Raw genomic sequence first — 14,433 nt, forward strand, 5'->3', positions numbered from 1 at the left:
GGTCTTGGGGATGGCCGAGAAGCAGCGCGGGCCGAACCGCCTCGCCAAGGTAAGCCTGGACGAGGCGTCGATCGCCCGCGGCAACCCGGATCAGGAACACGAGCGGGCGATCGCGCTGTTCGACATCCTGGAGGACAATTCCTTCACGATCCCGGGCCGGGAAGGGCCCTACATGCTGACGCTCGGCCTCGTCGAGAACAAGCTGTCCTTCGCGATCAGCACGGTGGACGGCGAGCCGGTGATGACGCACCTTTTGTCGCTGACGCCGTTCCGACGGGTGATCCGCGACTACGAGATGATCTGCGAGAGCTACTACAACGCGATCCGCACCGCCTCGCCGTCGCAGATCGAGGCGATCGACATGGGCCGGCGCGGCCTGCACAACGAAGCCTCGGACACGCTCAAGCAGCGCCTCGACGGCAAGGTCGATCTCGACCACGACACGGCGCGCCGCCTGTTCACCCTGATCTTCGCCCTGCACTGGAAAGGCTAGGGCGCCTTCCGGCCCCGAGAGGCGATGGCTGAGCCTTTCCCCGAGACCACCCCGAAGAAGCGGCGGGTCCAGTCGGTCCTGTTCATGTGCAACTTCAACGCCGTGCGCTCGGCCGCGGCCGAGGCGATCGCGCGGGCCTATTTCGGCAAGTCGACCTACGTCCAATCGGCCGGCGTGCGCTCGGGCGAGCCGACCGACCCGTTCATGATCGCGGCGCTCGACGAGGTCGGCATCGACGCGACTCGGCACCGCCCCCGCACCATCGAGCAGTTGGAGGATTGGGAGGGGCTGAACTTCGACCTGATCATCACCCTCTCGCCGGAGGCGCACCACCGCGCCCTCGCCCTGACCCACACGCTCGCGGCCGATGTCGAGTACTGGCCGACGCCGGACCCGACCCTGCTGCAGGATGCCTCCCGCGAGCAGCGGCTCGACGCCTACCGGGACGTGCGCGATGGGCTCACCCGGCGGATCAAGGCGCGGTTGAAGACGTAGCCTCGACGCGCTCGACCCGCGACAGCAGGCAGCCCGGCCGCGCGGTGTGGACGTTGACGAAGGCCGTGCGCGGGTCTTCGAGCGCACGCAGCAGTGCCGTATCGACCTCCGCGCCGGGACAGACATGGCCGAGGTCGTACAGGCACAGATCCTCCGCGTCATAGGCCCGGACCGATACGAGGGTGTTGGCGCGGATGATCGGGGCGACGACCTCCACCGCGGTGAAGCCGGTGCAGGATCGCGCGTGCAGAAAAATCGGGCTCGGGGTCCAGTAGATGCCGCGCGGTCGCCCGAGATCGTAGGATCCGAGCAGCATCGGCTCCCCCGGCTCGGCGCAGCACAGGCAGCGCCGGCATGGAAACCCGCTCGCGCTGGTCGCCGTGACCCGCCGCACCGGATTGTCGAAATCGTCGCGACCGCTCCGGCGGAAGCGCTCCGCGACGGCGTCGTCGATCGGAATGCAGCGGTATCGGGTCATGTCGCTCTCCCTGTCCCCGGCACCGTGCCGGTTTCTCGGGGGAAAGCGTCCTATTGCTTGCTGTCGCTTCTCGCCGTGCGCATCGAAGGTCCTGGGATCCACGGCCCCCGATGGTCCCGACACTTCACCATCGAATGTTACCGCGGCGGACACATCGGCTCGACGCAATCTTCCGCGGACCACAGATCTTGCTATAGATTACGTATCAAGAAATTTCTTAGAGGAAAATGCTATGCCGAAGTCGCGATTTATTACAACAATTACCGGCGCGATCGTCTTATATTGCATCCCCGCATACGCGCAATGGAGTCCGATCGGCGGCCTATTGAATGTTCCGGTCACCCGGGATTGCTCGGAGACGGCGGGAAATATTGCGTCCGCCAAGACCGACAGCCTGTTCCTATGCCCAGCTCGAGCAGAGATAGTCGATTCCCAGGTCAATGATGCCAGTCATTTTTATATCGTCCACGAATACGGTCTTCTCGCCATCCGAACGACATCGGATCGACTGGCGGATTGCTGGGCGGCACATCAACTCGCCGGTGCGCCCAATGGACGACATTACGTCAAGCAATGGATTACGCACTGGACCAGTTACGGCGTCACCCGCCCGAATTTTGGAACACCTGCACAGCGGATCGCCAATGTCCGGGCGTGCTGCGCGTGCGGAATATGAACCCTAAAGTCTTTATGGGATTGTGCCTGCGCCTCGGCACCTCACCCCCTGCTGCCGACCAGCCAGGCTCGGATGCGGCCGGCGAGCATCGGGCGGGCGCGGGCGATGTCGTCGTCGTCGAGGAGCGGGGAACGCGCCAGGGCCGCGAGATAGGCGTCCTCGGCGCCGCGGCAGGCTCGGAACGCGGCATCCGCGGCGAGATCGGGATCCGTGAGCGCGGCCTGGATCCGGAAGTTGCGGCTGAGGCAATCGCGCCATCCGCCATGGCGCATCTCGGTTTCGCTGTCAGCGCGAACCGGCCCTGAGACGAGCAGCGTCGCCGCGAGAAGCAGGAGCGATGTGAAAGACGCAGGGGGCATGGATCGGGCACTCGGTCCTGGGACAGGGTGACGCCGACAGGGTTAGCGAAGCGTTAAGGTCCGCTGCGGAACGGACACGGGATTGCCCGGACAGATGACGAGGCCGCGAGCCCCCTGCCCGTTCGACCCGCGAAGCCGGCAGGGCGGGCGCGATCAGCGGTTGGCGGTGGTGACCGGGGAGGTGACGCCGCCGAGCGACACCCAGGCCGTCGCATCCTGGCTCTCGCGCTTGATGAACACGTAGCCGGTCTTGTGCCAGGGCACGATCGCGTTGGTCTTGTTGTCGAGGACCATGTCGCCGCGGTCGGTGATCAGGGTCAGGACCGCGTGGCCCTCGCCTTTCTCGTCGATCACGACGGTCATCCGCATCGCCCGCCGGGGCAGGCCGGCCTCGGCCAGCAGGTGCCGCTTCAGCAGCTGGAAATCCTCGCAATCGCCGATGCCGTCCTCGGCGAGGTCCCAGCGGTCGGCGACGTGGAGGTGCTCCATGTCGGTCTGCGGCTCGACCGACTTGTTCACCCGGCGGTTGACCGAGACGATCGTCGCCCAGGTCGCCGGGGTCAGGCTGATGCGCGCCGGCTCGCTCCGGTCGACGGTGCATTCCGCCGCGTAGGACTGGCAGAACGTCACCCAGGCCGCGATCGGCCGCGCCGCGCCCTGCGGCTCGGCTCCGACCTGCAGGGACGGCAGGCTCGCGAAGGTCTGCGCCTGCACCGCTCCGGTGCCGAGCCCGGCGAAGCACAGAGCCGCCCAGGCCAACCCGGCCAGAACGCGACGGCGGCGGGAAACCCGACGCGGTGCGGCGCCAGCGACCGAACCCTGCACCTTGGAAGCCGCGAACCGCATCGCCGTGACCCAACCGTTAAGCTCTCGTTAACGAAAGCTCTCACGCCGGGGGGCCGGCGGCAATCGGCGGATTAACAAAAGGTTAATGCTGTGCGCAACGCGGATGACGTAGGAATATCCCGGCCTGTGGCGCCGACGCCTCCCAGTAAGCCCGAACCACGCGAAAACGTGAAGATTTCCAACGGTCTTGGGAAACGGTGATCGCCGTTGATCGCCGCCGCCACCGCAAAACCGAAATCCGTGGGCGGCTGGAGGAACGCTCATGCCATGCACAGCAGATGTGCGCGGGGGGTTCGCCCGCGCGGCACTCGGGATCGGACTCCTGACGGCCGGTCCGGCCGCGAACCCGGACCCGTCACCGGCCCCGCAGGTGAGCCCCGGCGATCTTAGGAGCGACGGCCCCACGCAGCCGGCCAAGATGCAGGGCGGTCAATACACCGACGCGAACGGCGATCCGACCTATCACGTCACCGAGGGCGGCAAGAAGGTCGATTGGTACACGATGTCCGGGTACCTTCGGTACAACGCCAACTGCATCGTCTGCCACGGCCCCGACGGCATGGGCTTGACCTACGCGCCCTCTCTGGTCGATGCGCTCAAGGGTATGGGCTACGCCCATTTTTCCGGCGTCGTGAGCGGCGGCAAGAAGGACGTGAATGCGTCCCAGGAGCTGGTCATGCCGGCCTTCGGGGATAACTGGAACGTCATGTGCTACCTGCCGGACATCTACACCTACCTGCGCGCCCGCTCGGACAGGGCGGTCGGCCGGAACCGTCCGGCCGAGCACGAGGCGAAACCCGCCGCCTTCGCCAAGGCGGAAGATGCCTGCATGAAGTGAGGCGCGACGCCGTTCGGCGCTCCCCGGCCCTACGATCCGGCGGCGCGACGCCCCGTTGCGCCGCTCGGTTGCGCACGACATACTCTCGGCAAGACTCTTGAAGAGCGAGCAAAAACCTCGCCGCGGGGGGCGCTGGGGGGGTGAACCGTGGATCGAGGGACGGGAGGCCGCCGCCATCTGTGCGGTATCTGGACGGCCTGGACGGGGGCGGCTTCCGCCTCCGACGCGGTCTCCGACATCGTGCGGGCGATCGGCGCCCCGGCCCTGTCCCAGATCGTCGCGTTCTTCTCCGCCGACTATGATCCCGAGATCCTGGCCGCCGCCATGGACGCCCAATTCCCCGGCGTCCCGGTGGCCGGCTGCTCGATGTCGGGGGGCATCGCCCCGGCCGGCGGGCTCGACCGCGGCCTCGTCGTCATCGCCTTCCCGGCCGAGCGCTTCCGCATCGTCTCGACGGTACTCGACGCCATCGACCATCTCGACGTCGAGCGCACAGCCTCGGCCGTGCGGGCCCTGCGCCGGACCCTCGACCCGGCGGGTCCCTGCCGCGAGGCTGATACGCCTTCCGCCGACCGCCGCTTTGCCCTGTCGCTGATCGACGGCCTCGCCAACGCCGAGGAGACCGTGGTCTCGGCGATCGCCTGGGCCCTCGACGGCATCCCGATCGTCGGCGGCTCGGCGGGCGACGATTTGCGTTTCCGGGACGCGGTGCTGCTGCATGGCGGCCGGATCCACCGCAAGGCGGCGGTGCTGGTCCTGGTCGAGACCGACTTCCCGTTCGAGATCTTCAAGAGCGACAATTTCGAGCCGACGCAAACCAAGTTCGTGGTCACCGCTTCGGACGGTGAGCGCCGCACCGTCCACGAGCTCAACGCCGAGCCGGCGGCGCGGGAATACGCCATGGCGATCGGCCTCGACCCCGAGGGTCTGTCGCCAATGAGCTTCGCCGCCTCCCCGCTCGCCGTGAAGGTCGGCGGCGAGTATTTCTGCCGCTCGATCCGCCGCATGAACGAGGATGGGTCGCTCAGCTTCTTCTGCGCCATCGACGAGGGCGTGGTGCTGACGCTCGCCGAACCGCGCGACATCGTCGCCTCCACCCGGGACGAGCTGGCCCGCCTCGACACGGTGGTGGGCGGCGTCGACCTGATCATCGGCTTCGAATGCGTGCTGCGCCGGCTCGATGCCGAGAGCCGGCAGGTGGGCCACGGCATCGCCGACCTGTACCGCCGCTACAACGTCGTCGGCTTCGAGACCTTCGGCGAGCAGTACCGGGCCATGCACCTGAACCAGACGTTCACCGGCATCGCCATCGGCAAGGGACTTTCCGGGCGTGAAGAGACCGGCGACGCCCCGGTCGCGTCATGACCCTGCACCCGAGCGGTCTCGAGACCGACGAATCCCTGCGCCGGCGGATCGAGAAGCTGGAGCGGATCAACGCCGCGCTGATGTCCCATGTCGAGCGCAGCATGGACCAGCGCGGCAGCGCCTACTCGCTGTTCCAGACCGCGATCATGCTGGAGGGCCGCGTCCGCACCCGCACCGAGGAGCTGACCGGGCTGATGCACCGCCTGGAGCGCTCCAACGAGGCGCTGGCGGCGGCGAAAGAAGAGGCCGAGACCGCCAACCGCTCCAAGACCCGGTTCCTGGCGGCGGCGAGCCACGATCTGCTGCAGCCGGTGAACGCCGCACGCCTGTCGATCTCGGCGCTCGACGACCTCCCCCTGCAGCCCGAGGCGCGTACCATCGCGGGCCAGGTCGAGCGCGGCCTGCAGACGATCGAGGACCTGATCAAGACGCTGCTGGATATCTCCAAGCTCGATGCCGGCATCGTCCGGCCGCAGCTGCAGCCGGTGTTTCTGCCCGACCTGCTGGCGGAGCTGGCGGAGAGCTTCAAGCCGTTCGCCGAGCGGAAGGGCCTGCGGCTGGCGGTGCGCTGCCCGGACCTCACCGTCACCAGCGACGTGATGCTGCTGCAGCGGATCCTTCAGAACCTGGTCTCGAATGCCATTCGCTACACGACGACCGGCGGCATCGTGCTGGCGGCGCGGCGACGGGCCGGCGGGGTCCGGGTCGACGTGACCGATACCGGCTGCGGCATCGCCGCCGAGGAGCGCGACCTCGTGTTCGAAGAATTCTTCCGCGGCGGCGCCCGGACCGGCGGCGCGGAGGAGCCGGGCCTCGGCCTCGGCCTGTCGATCGTCCGCCGCATGGCCCAGGCGCTGGACCACCCCCTGATCCTGGCCTCCCGGCCCAGCCACGGCACCCGGGTGACCCTGGGCCTGCCCCTGAGCGCGGTCCCGGCCGCCACGGCGCCCCCCGCCCCCGTGGCGACCCGGCTCTCGGGCGCCCATGTCCTGGTGGTCGAGAACGATGCCTCGACCGCCGACGCCCTGGCGCGCCTGCTGCAGAACTGGGATGCCCGGGTCTCGACGTTCCGCGATCTCGCCGGCGTGCGCGGGGCGCTGGAGGCCGGGGCCGCGCTGCCCGACATCCTGGTGCTCGACTACCATCTCGACGACGGCGCCTGCGGCCTCGACGTGGCCGCCTATCTCCGCGGACGGTCCGCGCGCCCCCTCCCCGCGATCGTCACCACCGCCGACCATTCCGAGGCGATCGAGGCGCGGGTGGCGGAGGCCGGCGCCGAACTGGTCCACAAGCCGATCAAGCCCGCGCAGCTTCGCTCGCTGCTGACCTACATGCTGGCCTGACGAACAATCCCGTCCGCGCCGTGACATAGAACACGCCGCGGCCCTCGACGCTGTGCCGCGCCTGCGCGAGAGGAAGCCGGCCTCCGCGGCGCGTCCTGCGCCCGGATCGTCCCACGCAATCGACGTCGCCGGTCCTCCGGGACGCCGCAGGAGCGCGCGCATGGCGCAGGTCCCGGCCGGTACAGGCGCCCCCGCCCAGCATGACGGCCTGCCGCCGCGGGAGCGCGTCCTGGCGATGGCGGCGATCGGGCTCGCCATGACCATGGCGGTGCTCGACGGGGCGATCGTCAACGTGGCGCTGCCGGTGATGGCCAAGGATCTGGCGGTGAAGCCGGCCGACGCGATCTTCGTCGTCAACGCCTATCAGGTCGCCGTGACGGCGAGCCTGCTGCCGTTCGCGTCCCTCGGCGACATCTTCGGCTTCCGCCGAGTCTACCTGCCGGGCCTCGCCGTGTTCGTGGCCGCGTCGCTGGCCTGCGCGGTCGCGCCGAGCCTGCCCCTGCTGATCGTCGGGCGCATCGTCCAGGGGCTCGCCGGCGCGGCGATCATGAGCGTCAATATCGGCTTCGTGCGCTTCATCTACCCCCACCGCATGATCGGCCAGGGAGTCGCCAACGTGGCCCTGGTGGTGGCCGTGGCCTCGGCTGCCGGCCCGACCGTGGCGGCCGCGATCCTGTCGGTGGCGACCTGGCCCTGGCTGTTCCTGGTCAACATCCCGGTGGGGCTGCTCGCCCTGGCGGTGGCCTCGCGCACCCTGCCGGCGACACCGGCGAGCGGACGCCGCTTCGACGGGGTGAGCGCCGTGCTCAACGCGCTGACCTTCGGCCTGCTGATCATCGGCATCGACGGGCTGGGCGATCCGGAGGGCCAGGCCATCGCCGCCGCCGAGCTGGTGGCCGCCCTGGTGATCGGCGCGGTGTTCGTGCGCCGCCAGATCCGGCTGCCGGCGCCGCTGCTGCCGGTAGATCTCCTGCGGATCCCCGCCTTCGCCCTGTCGATGGCGACCTCGGTGGCCTCGTTCTCCGCCCAGATGGTGTCCTACGTCGCGCTGCCGTTCTACTTCCAGGACGTGCTGCATCTCTCCGGCACCCAGACCGGCTTCCTGCTCACCCCCTGGCCGATCGCCGTGGCCGCCATGGCCCCGGTCTCGGGGCGGCTCGCTGACCGCTACCCGCCGGGGCTGCTCGGCGGCATCGGGCTGGCGATGCTGGCCGCCGGCCTCGTGGGCGTGACGCTGCTGCCGGAGGCGCCCGCCACCCTCGACATCGTCTGGCGGCTGACCCTGTGCGGGCTCGGCTTCGGGCTGTTCCAGTCGCCCAACAACAAGGTGATCGTCACCTCGGCGCCGCGGGAGCGCGCCGGCGGCGCCAGCGGGATGCAATCGACCGCCCGGCTCACCGGCCAGTCCCTGGGCGCGGCCCTCGTGGCGGTGATCTTCGGGCTGACCCACGGGCTTGGGCCTGAGCGGGCCGTGACCCTGTCGCTCTCCTGCGCGGTGGCGCTCGCCGCGATCGGCGGCTGCGCCAGCGTCCTGCGGCGGGGTAAGGGCGGTTAGGCGGGCCGGGCATGCCACCGACCGGCACGGCACGCGTTGGCGAAGATCCACGCCGTCTCGTCCAAACCCCGGAGCCTGCGCCCATGGACCTCGACCTCACTGGCAAGAAGGCCCTCGTCACCGGCTCGACCGGCGGCATCGGCTACGCCATCGCCAAGGAACTCTGCGATCTCGGCGCAGAGGTCGGCATCAACGGCCGCACTGCGGAGCGGGTCGAGGCGGCGCTGACCAAGCTCCGCGGAGAGGCCAAGGCCGGCCGCGCCTTCGCGGCACCGGGCGACGTCGCCACCGCCGAAGGGGTCGATGCCCTCGTCCGGGCGCTGCCGTCGGTCGACATCCTGGTCAACAACACCGGGATCTTCGAGCCGAAACCGTTCTTCGAGATCCCGGATGCGGACTGGCAGCGCTTCTACGACGTGAACGTCATGAGCGGCGTGCGCCTGTCGCGCGCCTACGCGCCGGCTATGGCCGAGCGCGGCTGGGGCCGGGTCATCTTCATCTCCAGCGAATCCGGCATCAACACGCCGACCGAGATGGTCCATTACGGAATGACCAAGACCGCACAGCTCGCGATCTCCCGCGGCCTCGCCCAGACGGTCGCCGGCACCGGCGTGACGGTCAACAGCGTGCTGCCCGGGCCGACCCTGTCGGAGGGCGTGGCAGAGTTCATGAAGCAGATGGCCGGAGGTGCGGCCGATGCCGACCTCGAGGCGATGGGCCGGGCCTTCGTGGCCGAGCATCGCCCGTCGTCGCTGATCAAGCGTCTCGCGACGGTGGAGGAGGTGGCAAACCTCGTCGCCTATCTCTGCAGCCCAGCAGCGAGCGCCACGACGGGCGCTGCGCTGCGGGTGGATGGCGGTGTCCTGCAGGGTCTCGCGTAGACCACCTCGATTGAAACGGTCCTTGGCACAGGGCCATCGAGCCCCGCTTGATCGAGAGCCACCGGTCCGGCCGAGGGGCCGGACACGGGCTTAGACAATCAAGCCTTCAGGTGCGCCGCGAGATGCTTGTTCATCTCGAACATCGAGCACTTGTCCTTGCCGAAGACCTTCTTGAGCTTGTCGTCGGCGAGGATCTCGCGCTTGTTCTCGGGGTTCTGCAGGTTGTGCTTCTTGATGTATTCCCACACCTTGCTGACCACCTCGCCGCGGGCCAGCGCAGCAGTGCCGACGATCGCGCCGAGCTCGGCAGACGGCTTCAGCGGCTGCTGCAGAGCGTTCGGCTTGGCGCCGGCGGTCTTCGCGGCGGCGGGCTTGGCAGCCTTCGCGGGAGCGGCCTTGGCAGCCTTCGGCTCATCGGCCTTGGTGGTCTTGGCCGCCTTCGGCGCAGCCTTCTCGGTCTTCGTGGCCATAAACTTCCTCCGGTTCTCGGGCCGCAGGCCGGGGCATGAGCGCCCCACGGCCGAGCCAGCATAGCAGCAACTAAGCGGTGCTGCCGCCGTTCCAAGGGGAAATCGCCTTCGGAGGGCCATCATCCACAGGGCAGGCGCGAAAATCCACACCGGAACCGGCCGATTTGCACCGCAGCGAAGATGATTTCGTCAGAATCCGCCGGTCGAAACCTGCTCTTAACGATCCGGCGCCAGCAATACAGTCATGTTTACCCCGGTTCTCACGCTCGCGCTGTTGCTCGCCACCGGGCTCGTGCTCTGTCTTGGTCTGGGTGTCCGGTCCGAACCGGCCGCGCCCGGCCTGGAGCCGGGCCGCCACTTGGTCTGAGCACCGAAGCCGCCATCCGCTCCGGGGGGATTGCCGCACCGCGCCGCCCGGTGCATCTGCCGGCGCCATGATCGATCCCATCACACCCACCACCCTGGAAAGCACCGCCCACGTCGTCCAGGTGGCGCTGAGCCCGGTTTTCCTGCTGTCCGGCCTCGCGACGCTGCTCAACGTGTTCGGCGCCCGGCTCGCCCGGGTCGCCGATCAGGCCGAGCGCGTCTCCACGCGGCTGGCCGGTGCCGGCGAGGCCGAGCGGATCATCCTGGGCCAGCGCCTCGACCGGCTGCACACCCGCTCGCTGGCGCTGGACGCGGCGGTGTTCCTGGCCGCGCTCGGAGGCGTCGCGACCTGCGGCTCGGTGCTGACCCTGTTCGTCGGGGCCCTGCGCGACAGCACGGTGGCCAGCCTGCTGTTCGGCCTGTTCGGCGCCGCGATCCTGTGCACCCTGTGCGCGCTGTGCGCCTTCGGGTTCGAGATGCTGCTGGCCAGCCGGTCGGTCCGGGACCGGATCAACCAGCGCCGGGCCAATGCCGGGATGCTTGCGGATCTGTGATCGACCGGAACCCGCTCCCGCCCTGGCGTTTAGTCAGCAGGGCCGGATCCAAGTCCGGCCCCGTCCGCGTAACCCGGGAGTCATCATGCCGACGGATCTGCCCACCGAGCGTCCCGTGAGAAAGACGGGCTCCCTGGAGCTCGATCCCACCGGCGAGGGCATTGCCATCGACGAGACCGCCCGCCTGATCGCGTCCAACAAGGTCGAGGGCACGGCGGTCTACGACCGTGAGGGGAAGCACCTCGGGGCCGTGTACAACTTCATGGTCGATAAGGTGACCGGACAGGTCGCCTACGCGGTCCTGGCCTTCGGGGGCTTTCTGGGGCTCGGCGAGAACCATCACCCCCTGCCGTGGAAGGCGCTGACCTACAGCACCGAACTCGGCGGCTACGTGGTCGACATCGATCCCGGCAATCTCGCCGGCGCGCCGAGCCACGGCCCGGGCGAGGACGCCTTCGCCGACCCGAACTATCGCGGGAAGATCGAGGATTATTACGGGGTGCGCGCGCCGACGGCGTGAAGTCGTTGGCGGTTGCTAAGCGCGTGCTCCCTCCCCCCCCTGCGGGGGAGGGTGTGCCTCGCATCAGCGAGGGTCGGGAGAGGGGCAGCGCAACGGTGCGGGATGGGGCAATCGTCGTGCCCTTTCCGGAAGCGTCGCTCCCCTCTCCCGACCCGCTTCGCGGGCCACCCTCCCCCGCAAAGGGGGGAGGGAAGGCGCGTCTCATTCCCAGATCGGGCGCCCAGCTCAGCCTTAGGCGATACGGCCGAGTCCTAAAACTTCCCGCCCAGCCCGACGCTGCCGCCGGGCGAGAGCATCGGACCCATCGCGTTGCTGCCGCCGCTGCTCGCGGCGTTGCCGCCCTCGATATCCTCGCGCCGGATCCGACGCTCGCCGGCGCTGGCCGATTGCGTCGCGCCGCCGGCGCTCCGCGGGATCGCGAGCTGCTTGGTCGGTGTGGTCTGGAGCGGCTGCCCCTCGGCATCGACCGCTACGTTCTTGGCCTCGCGGTTGGGCAGGGAGCCGCGCAGCGACGGCGGCAGGCCGACCTCCGTCTCCGGCATCACGCCGCCCCCGCCGCCGAGCGCCTGACAGCCGGCCACCAGGCCGGCCAGGGCGGCGCCGAGCGCGAGGCCGCGCGCTGCGGCGCATCCCGACGAGGTGAGGGTCGACATCGTGTGGTCCTCGCAACAGGCCGCGGTGGTCTCCACGGCTCGCATGGGTTTCTGGCCCGCTGTCTACGCTGGGGTTGCGGCGAAAACCAGACACCCGTGGGGCGGTGCGAACCGGAGGTTGCCACACGACAACGGCGTGGAACTTGCGGACCGGCTGCGACGATCCATAACTTCGCCCAGGTCCTTCGGCAGAGATCTGTCCGCAGGCGGGGTCACGCCGGCGGCGGGCCCGAACCCGGCCGATACGGTCGCGGTCCTGCCGGCGCGCCGGCGGGGCCCGGCCCTTCCTCAGAGGACGCAGCGTGTTCAGAACCAACCGGATGATCGCGGCCGTGACGATCGCCCTGTGGGCGTCGGGAGCCGTGGCGCAAGCCCCGTCCACCGGGGGCGACGGCGCATCCGGCCAGGCTCCGCCCCCGAGCCCGCCCGCCGCCCAACCGGCCCCGGGCGCGACCACGGGAACGGCGCCCGCGGCGCCACCAGCCCCCGCAACGCAGGCGGCCCCGACGAACACCGCGCAACAGCAGCAGCAGGGAACGCCGGCAACGGTGCTGGACACCCAGGATTACGAGAGCCTGCTCGGGCGCAGCGTGCGCAGTGCCGGCGGCGACGAGCTGGGGCGCGTCATCGACATCATCATCGACAAGGACGGGCATCCCCGGGCCGCGATCATCGATTTCGGCGGCTTCCTCGGCGTCGGCACCCGCAAGATCGCCGTGGATTGGCGCGCCCTGCGCTTCACCGCCGACGGCAACAAGGAGCGCAAGCTGTCGGTCGCGCTGAGCCGCAACCAGGTCCGCGTGTCGCCCGAATACAAGGCCGGCGAGCCGATCGTCGTGCTCGGCCCGGCGAGCCCCGCCGCCGCCGCACCCGAGGGCGACCAGGCGACGACCGCGCCGCCGCCTGCCGGCCCCGCCGTGCCGGCGCCCGCCCCAACGGCGCCCGCTGCCGCGACCGCGCCTGCTGCCCCGCCTCCGGCTGCGCCGGTTCCCGTCCCCCCTCCGGAAAAGGCCCCGGATAAGTGACGGTGGCCCGATTGAAGGCAAGACCCGCCGTTTCCCCCCGCGAGCGCGAGGTGTCTCGCCAGGACCCGCGGTCGCGGCCCGTCCGCCTGAAGGATCAGTCGGCCGAGGTCGCGCGCGAGCCGGCGCGGGCCGCCGCGGAGGCCGTGCCGGTGGACCGAACGCTGTCGGCGGTGAGCCGCCATGGCCTCGACGCCTTCGCGTTCTTCGTGGCCAACCTGCAGACCGGGTTCGGGCCGTTCCTGGCCGTCTACTTCTCGCAGGCCAAGTGGACGCAATCCGATATCGGCTTCGCCCTGACGGTCGGGAGCCTCGTCGCCCTGCTCGGGCAGGTGCCGGGGGGTGCCTTCGTCGACGTGGTGCGCTCGAAGCGCTTCGCCGCCGCGGTGGCGGTGATCGGCATCTCGGGCAGCGCCTTCGCCCTGGCGGTCTGGCCGAGCTTCCCGGTGGTTCTGCTGGCGATGGCGGTCCATTCGGGGGCGAGCTGCGTCCTGACCCCGGCGATCGCGGCGATCAGCATCGGGCTGGTCGGGCGGGCGCGGGCGGGCGAGCGCCTCGGCCGCAACGCGAGCTTCGCGGCGCTCGGCAACGCCCTCGGCGCCGCCGGCATGGGCGCCATCGGCTACTACCTCTCGAACGGCGCCGTGTTCTACCTGACCGCGGCCCTGGTGGTGCCGACGATCATCGCGCTCAGCCGCATCCGCGCCCAGGAGATCGACGCCAACGTGTTCAAGGAGCCGGCCGCCCCGGCGCAGACGCCGCCCGCCTCCGGGAAGGACGGGATCCGGGCGCTGCTGACCAACCGCGGGCTCCTGTGCTTCTCGGCCTGCATGGTCCTGTTCTTCCTCGCCAATGCCGCGATGCTGCCGCTGGTGGGCAGCGTCCTGACCCTGCGGGCGAGCGAGACCGCCACCGCCCTGGTCGCCGCCTGCATCATGGTTCCGCAGGCGGTGCTCGCCGTGAGCGCCCCAGCCGTCGGCCGGGCGGCGGAGCGGTTCGGCCGCTACCCGGTGCTGCTCCTCGGCTTCGGTGCCCTGCCGGTGCGCGGCCTGATGCTCGCCTACACGACCAACCCCTACGGCCTGGTCGCCATCCAGGTGCTGGACGGGATCTCCGCCTCGGTGCTCGGCGTCATGGTCCCGCTCGTGGTCTCGGATCTCACCCGGGGGACGGGACGTTTCAACCTGGCGCTCGGCGCGGTCGGCACCGCGATGGGCGTGGGTGCCGCCCTCTCGACCTCGCTCTCCGGGATCATGGCCGACCGCCTGGGGAGCCACAGCGCCTTCCTGGGGCTGGCCTTCATGGGATTTGCCGCCTTCATGCTGGTGGCGTTGATCATGCCCGAGACCCGCCAGCCCCCGGAGGCGGCGTGACCCGCGGCACCGGATTCGCTTGCGTGTATCCACGCCGCTCAAGCGGCGTTCAGGTTTGATCGATAAAAGCGCGCGGGAGGTGCGGGCCGGTGCAACATATGGCAACGCTGTCGCGTTGCCGCTGCGGGTCTGTCTGCGCCCGCGTT

The 14,433-nt window shown here is 69.9% G+C and carries 18 protein-coding genes; 13 read left to right on the plus strand and 5 right to left on the minus strand.

Translation table 11 applies throughout. From position 1 onward, the window contains the following. The first annotated feature begins 10 nt into the window (after positions 1-10). Positions 11-493, plus strand: coding sequence for a UPF0262 family protein (locus MKK67_RS08330; RefSeq protein WP_147854441.1), 483 nt, complete (start codon positions 11-13; stop codon positions 491-493). 24 nt (positions 494-517) lie between these two features. Then, positions 518-988 (plus strand): low molecular weight phosphatase family protein, encoded by a 471-nt coding sequence (locus MKK67_RS08335; RefSeq protein ID WP_243963365.1) that lies wholly within the window; start codon positions 518-520, stop codon positions 986-988. On the opposite strand, the gene MKK67_RS08340 is transcribed toward MKK67_RS08335, so the two are convergent. Beyond that, a complete protein-coding gene (locus tag MKK67_RS08340; RefSeq protein ID WP_243963366.1) occupies positions 966-1,466 on the minus strand; it encodes a DUF1203 domain-containing protein in 501 nt (166 codons plus the stop codon). The two genes, MKK67_RS08335 and MKK67_RS08340, sit on opposite strands and share 23 nt — an antisense overlap. 232 nt (positions 1,467-1,698) lie before the next feature. Here MKK67_RS08340 and MKK67_RS08345 point away from each other — a divergent pair, with 232 nt between their 5' ends. Then, positions 1,699-2,142, plus strand: coding sequence for a hypothetical protein (locus tag MKK67_RS08345; RefSeq protein ID WP_243963367.1), 444 nt, complete (start codon positions 1,699-1,701; stop codon positions 2,140-2,142). A 41-nt stretch (positions 2,143-2,183) separates the two neighbouring features. Here the strand turns inward: MKK67_RS08345 and MKK67_RS08350 are convergent, their stop codons facing one another. Both MKK67_RS08350 and MKK67_RS08355 read right to left on the minus strand, forming a co-directional pair. Continuing rightward, on the minus strand, positions 2,184-2,501 hold the full coding sequence (locus MKK67_RS08350; protein ID WP_243963368.1) for a hypothetical protein: 318 nt from the start codon (positions 2,499-2,501) through the stop codon (positions 2,184-2,186). A 153-nt stretch (positions 2,502-2,654) separates the two neighbouring features. Next, positions 2,655-3,347, minus strand: coding sequence for a transglutaminase-like cysteine peptidase (locus MKK67_RS08355; protein ID WP_243963369.1), 693 nt, complete (start codon positions 3,345-3,347; stop codon positions 2,655-2,657). Between the two features lie 262 nt (positions 3,348-3,609). Here MKK67_RS08355 and MKK67_RS08360 point away from each other — a divergent pair, with 262 nt between their 5' ends. The 5 genes from MKK67_RS08360 to MKK67_RS08380 all read left to right on the plus strand — a co-directional run bounded on the left by MKK67_RS08360 (position 3,610) and on the right by MKK67_RS08380 (position 9,329). Next, positions 3,610-4,185: a c-type cytochrome, methanol metabolism-related gene (locus tag MKK67_RS08360; RefSeq protein ID WP_409568381.1), complete on the plus strand. Its 576-nt coding sequence runs from the start codon at positions 3,610-3,612 to the stop codon at positions 4,183-4,185. A 147-nt stretch (positions 4,186-4,332) separates the two neighbouring features. Further along, positions 4,333-5,550: an FIST signal transduction protein gene (locus tag MKK67_RS08365; RefSeq protein ID WP_243963370.1), complete on the plus strand. Its 1,218-nt coding sequence runs from the start codon at positions 4,333-4,335 to the stop codon at positions 5,548-5,550. Next, positions 5,547-6,893, plus strand: coding sequence for a hybrid sensor histidine kinase/response regulator (locus MKK67_RS08370; RefSeq protein WP_243963372.1), 1,347 nt, complete (start codon positions 5,547-5,549; stop codon positions 6,891-6,893). The genes MKK67_RS08365 and MKK67_RS08370 overlap by 4 nt, the downstream gene beginning before the upstream one ends. 160 nt (positions 6,894-7,053) lie before the next feature. Continuing rightward, entirely contained in the window at positions 7,054-8,448 is a 1,395-nt protein-coding gene (locus tag MKK67_RS08375; RefSeq protein WP_243963374.1) for an MFS transporter, read from the plus strand. Positions 8,449-8,531: 83 nt separating this feature from the next. Further along, positions 8,532-9,329, plus strand: a complete 798-nt coding sequence (locus MKK67_RS08380) for an SDR family NAD(P)-dependent oxidoreductase (protein WP_243963376.1) — start codon at positions 8,532-8,534, stop codon at positions 9,327-9,329. Positions 9,330-9,427: 98 nt separating this feature from the next. Here MKK67_RS08380 and MKK67_RS08385 read toward each other — a convergent pair whose 3' ends face one another. Then, positions 9,428-9,799: an SWIB/MDM2 domain-containing protein gene (locus tag MKK67_RS08385; RefSeq protein WP_243963378.1), complete on the minus strand. Its 372-nt coding sequence runs from the start codon at positions 9,797-9,799 to the stop codon at positions 9,428-9,430. 244 nt (positions 9,800-10,043) lie between these two features. Between MKK67_RS08385 and MKK67_RS32560 the strand changes: the two genes are divergently transcribed. The 3 genes from MKK67_RS32560 (at position 10,044) to MKK67_RS08395 (ending at position 11,239) form a co-directional block, all read left to right on the plus strand. Then, a complete protein-coding gene (locus MKK67_RS32560) occupies positions 10,044-10,166 on the plus strand; it encodes a hypothetical protein (protein WP_279594894.1) in 123 nt (40 codons plus the stop codon). Between the two features lie 67 nt (positions 10,167-10,233). Beyond that, the gene (locus MKK67_RS08390) at positions 10,234-10,719 is read left to right on the plus strand and encodes a DUF2721 domain-containing protein (RefSeq protein ID WP_243963380.1); all 486 of its coding nucleotides are present in this window, start codon (positions 10,234-10,236) and stop codon (positions 10,717-10,719) included. A gap of 85 nt (positions 10,720-10,804) precedes the next feature. Then, complete coding sequence (locus MKK67_RS08395; protein ID WP_147857557.1) at positions 10,805-11,239, plus strand: PRC-barrel domain-containing protein; 435 nt, start codon at positions 10,805-10,807, stop codon at positions 11,237-11,239. A 251-nt stretch (positions 11,240-11,490) separates the two neighbouring features. Here the strand turns inward: MKK67_RS08395 and MKK67_RS08400 are convergent, their stop codons facing one another. After that, the gene (locus MKK67_RS08400; RefSeq protein WP_243963382.1) at positions 11,491-11,892 is read right to left on the minus strand and encodes a hypothetical protein; all 402 of its coding nucleotides are present in this window, start codon (positions 11,890-11,892) and stop codon (positions 11,491-11,493) included. 320 nt (positions 11,893-12,212) lie between these two features. Here MKK67_RS08400 and MKK67_RS08405 point away from each other — a divergent pair, with 320 nt between their 5' ends. Then, positions 12,213-12,917 carry a PRC-barrel domain-containing protein gene (locus tag MKK67_RS08405; RefSeq protein ID WP_243963555.1) on the plus strand — a complete coding sequence of 235 codons (705 nt, stop codon included), beginning with the start codon at positions 12,213-12,215 and terminating at the stop codon, positions 12,915-12,917. Further along, a complete protein-coding gene (locus tag MKK67_RS08410; protein WP_243963384.1) occupies positions 12,914-14,287 on the plus strand; it encodes an MFS transporter in 1,374 nt (457 codons plus the stop codon). Before MKK67_RS08405 ends, MKK67_RS08410 begins: the two co-directional genes overlap by 4 nt. Positions 14,288-14,433: the final 146 nt, after the last annotated feature.

The sequence above is a fragment of the Methylobacterium sp. J-072 genome (assembly GCF_022829425.1).
Lineage (GTDB): Bacteria > Pseudomonadota > Alphaproteobacteria > Rhizobiales > Beijerinckiaceae > Methylobacterium.

Bases quoted from the DNA above. Each gene is read 5' to 3' on its own strand.
- MKK67_RS32560 (WP_279594894.1), top strand. From the start codon at position 10,044: ATGTTTACCCCGGTTCTCACGCTCGCGCTGTTGCTCGCCACCGGGCTC.
- MKK67_RS08350 (WP_243963368.1), bottom strand. From the start codon at position 2,501: ATGCCCCCTGCGTCTTTCACATCGCTCCTGCTTCTCGCGGCGACGCTG.
- MKK67_RS08335 (WP_243963365.1), top strand. From the start codon at position 518: ATGGCTGAGCCTTTCCCCGAGACCACCCCGAAGAAGCGGCGGGTCCAG.
- MKK67_RS08375 (WP_243963374.1), top strand. From the start codon at position 7,054: ATGGCGCAGGTCCCGGCCGGTACAGGCGCCCCCGCCCAGCATGACGGC.
- MKK67_RS08390 (WP_243963380.1), top strand. From the start codon at position 10,234: ATGATCGATCCCATCACACCCACCACCCTGGAAAGCACCGCCCACGTC.
- MKK67_RS08370 (WP_243963372.1), top strand. From the start codon at position 5,547: ATGACCCTGCACCCGAGCGGTCTCGAGACCGACGAATCCCTGCGCCGG.
- MKK67_RS08340 (WP_243963366.1), bottom strand. From the start codon at position 1,466: ATGACCCGATACCGCTGCATTCCGATCGACGACGCCGTCGCGGAGCGC.
- MKK67_RS08355 (WP_243963369.1), bottom strand. From the start codon at position 3,347: ATGCGGTTCGCGGCTTCCAAGGTGCAGGGTTCGGTCGCTGGCGCCGCA.
- MKK67_RS08395 (WP_147857557.1), top strand. From the start codon at position 10,805: ATGCCGACGGATCTGCCCACCGAGCGTCCCGTGAGAAAGACGGGCTCC.
- MKK67_RS08385 (WP_243963378.1), bottom strand. From the start codon at position 9,799: ATGGCCACGAAGACCGAGAAGGCTGCGCCGAAGGCGGCCAAGACCACC.
- MKK67_RS08380 (WP_243963376.1), top strand. From the start codon at position 8,532: ATGGACCTCGACCTCACTGGCAAGAAGGCCCTCGTCACCGGCTCGACC.
- MKK67_RS08360 (WP_409568381.1), top strand. From the start codon at position 3,610: ATGCCATGCACAGCAGATGTGCGCGGGGGGTTCGCCCGCGCGGCACTC.
- MKK67_RS08345 (WP_243963367.1), top strand. From the start codon at position 1,699: ATGCCGAAGTCGCGATTTATTACAACAATTACCGGCGCGATCGTCTTA.
- MKK67_RS08400 (WP_243963382.1), bottom strand. From the start codon at position 11,892: ATGTCGACCCTCACCTCGTCGGGATGCGCCGCAGCGCGCGGCCTCGCG.
- MKK67_RS08405 (WP_243963555.1), top strand. From the start codon at position 12,213: ATGATCGCGGCCGTGACGATCGCCCTGTGGGCGTCGGGAGCCGTGGCG.
- MKK67_RS08330 (WP_147854441.1), top strand. From the start codon at position 11: ATGGCCGAGAAGCAGCGCGGGCCGAACCGCCTCGCCAAGGTAAGCCTG.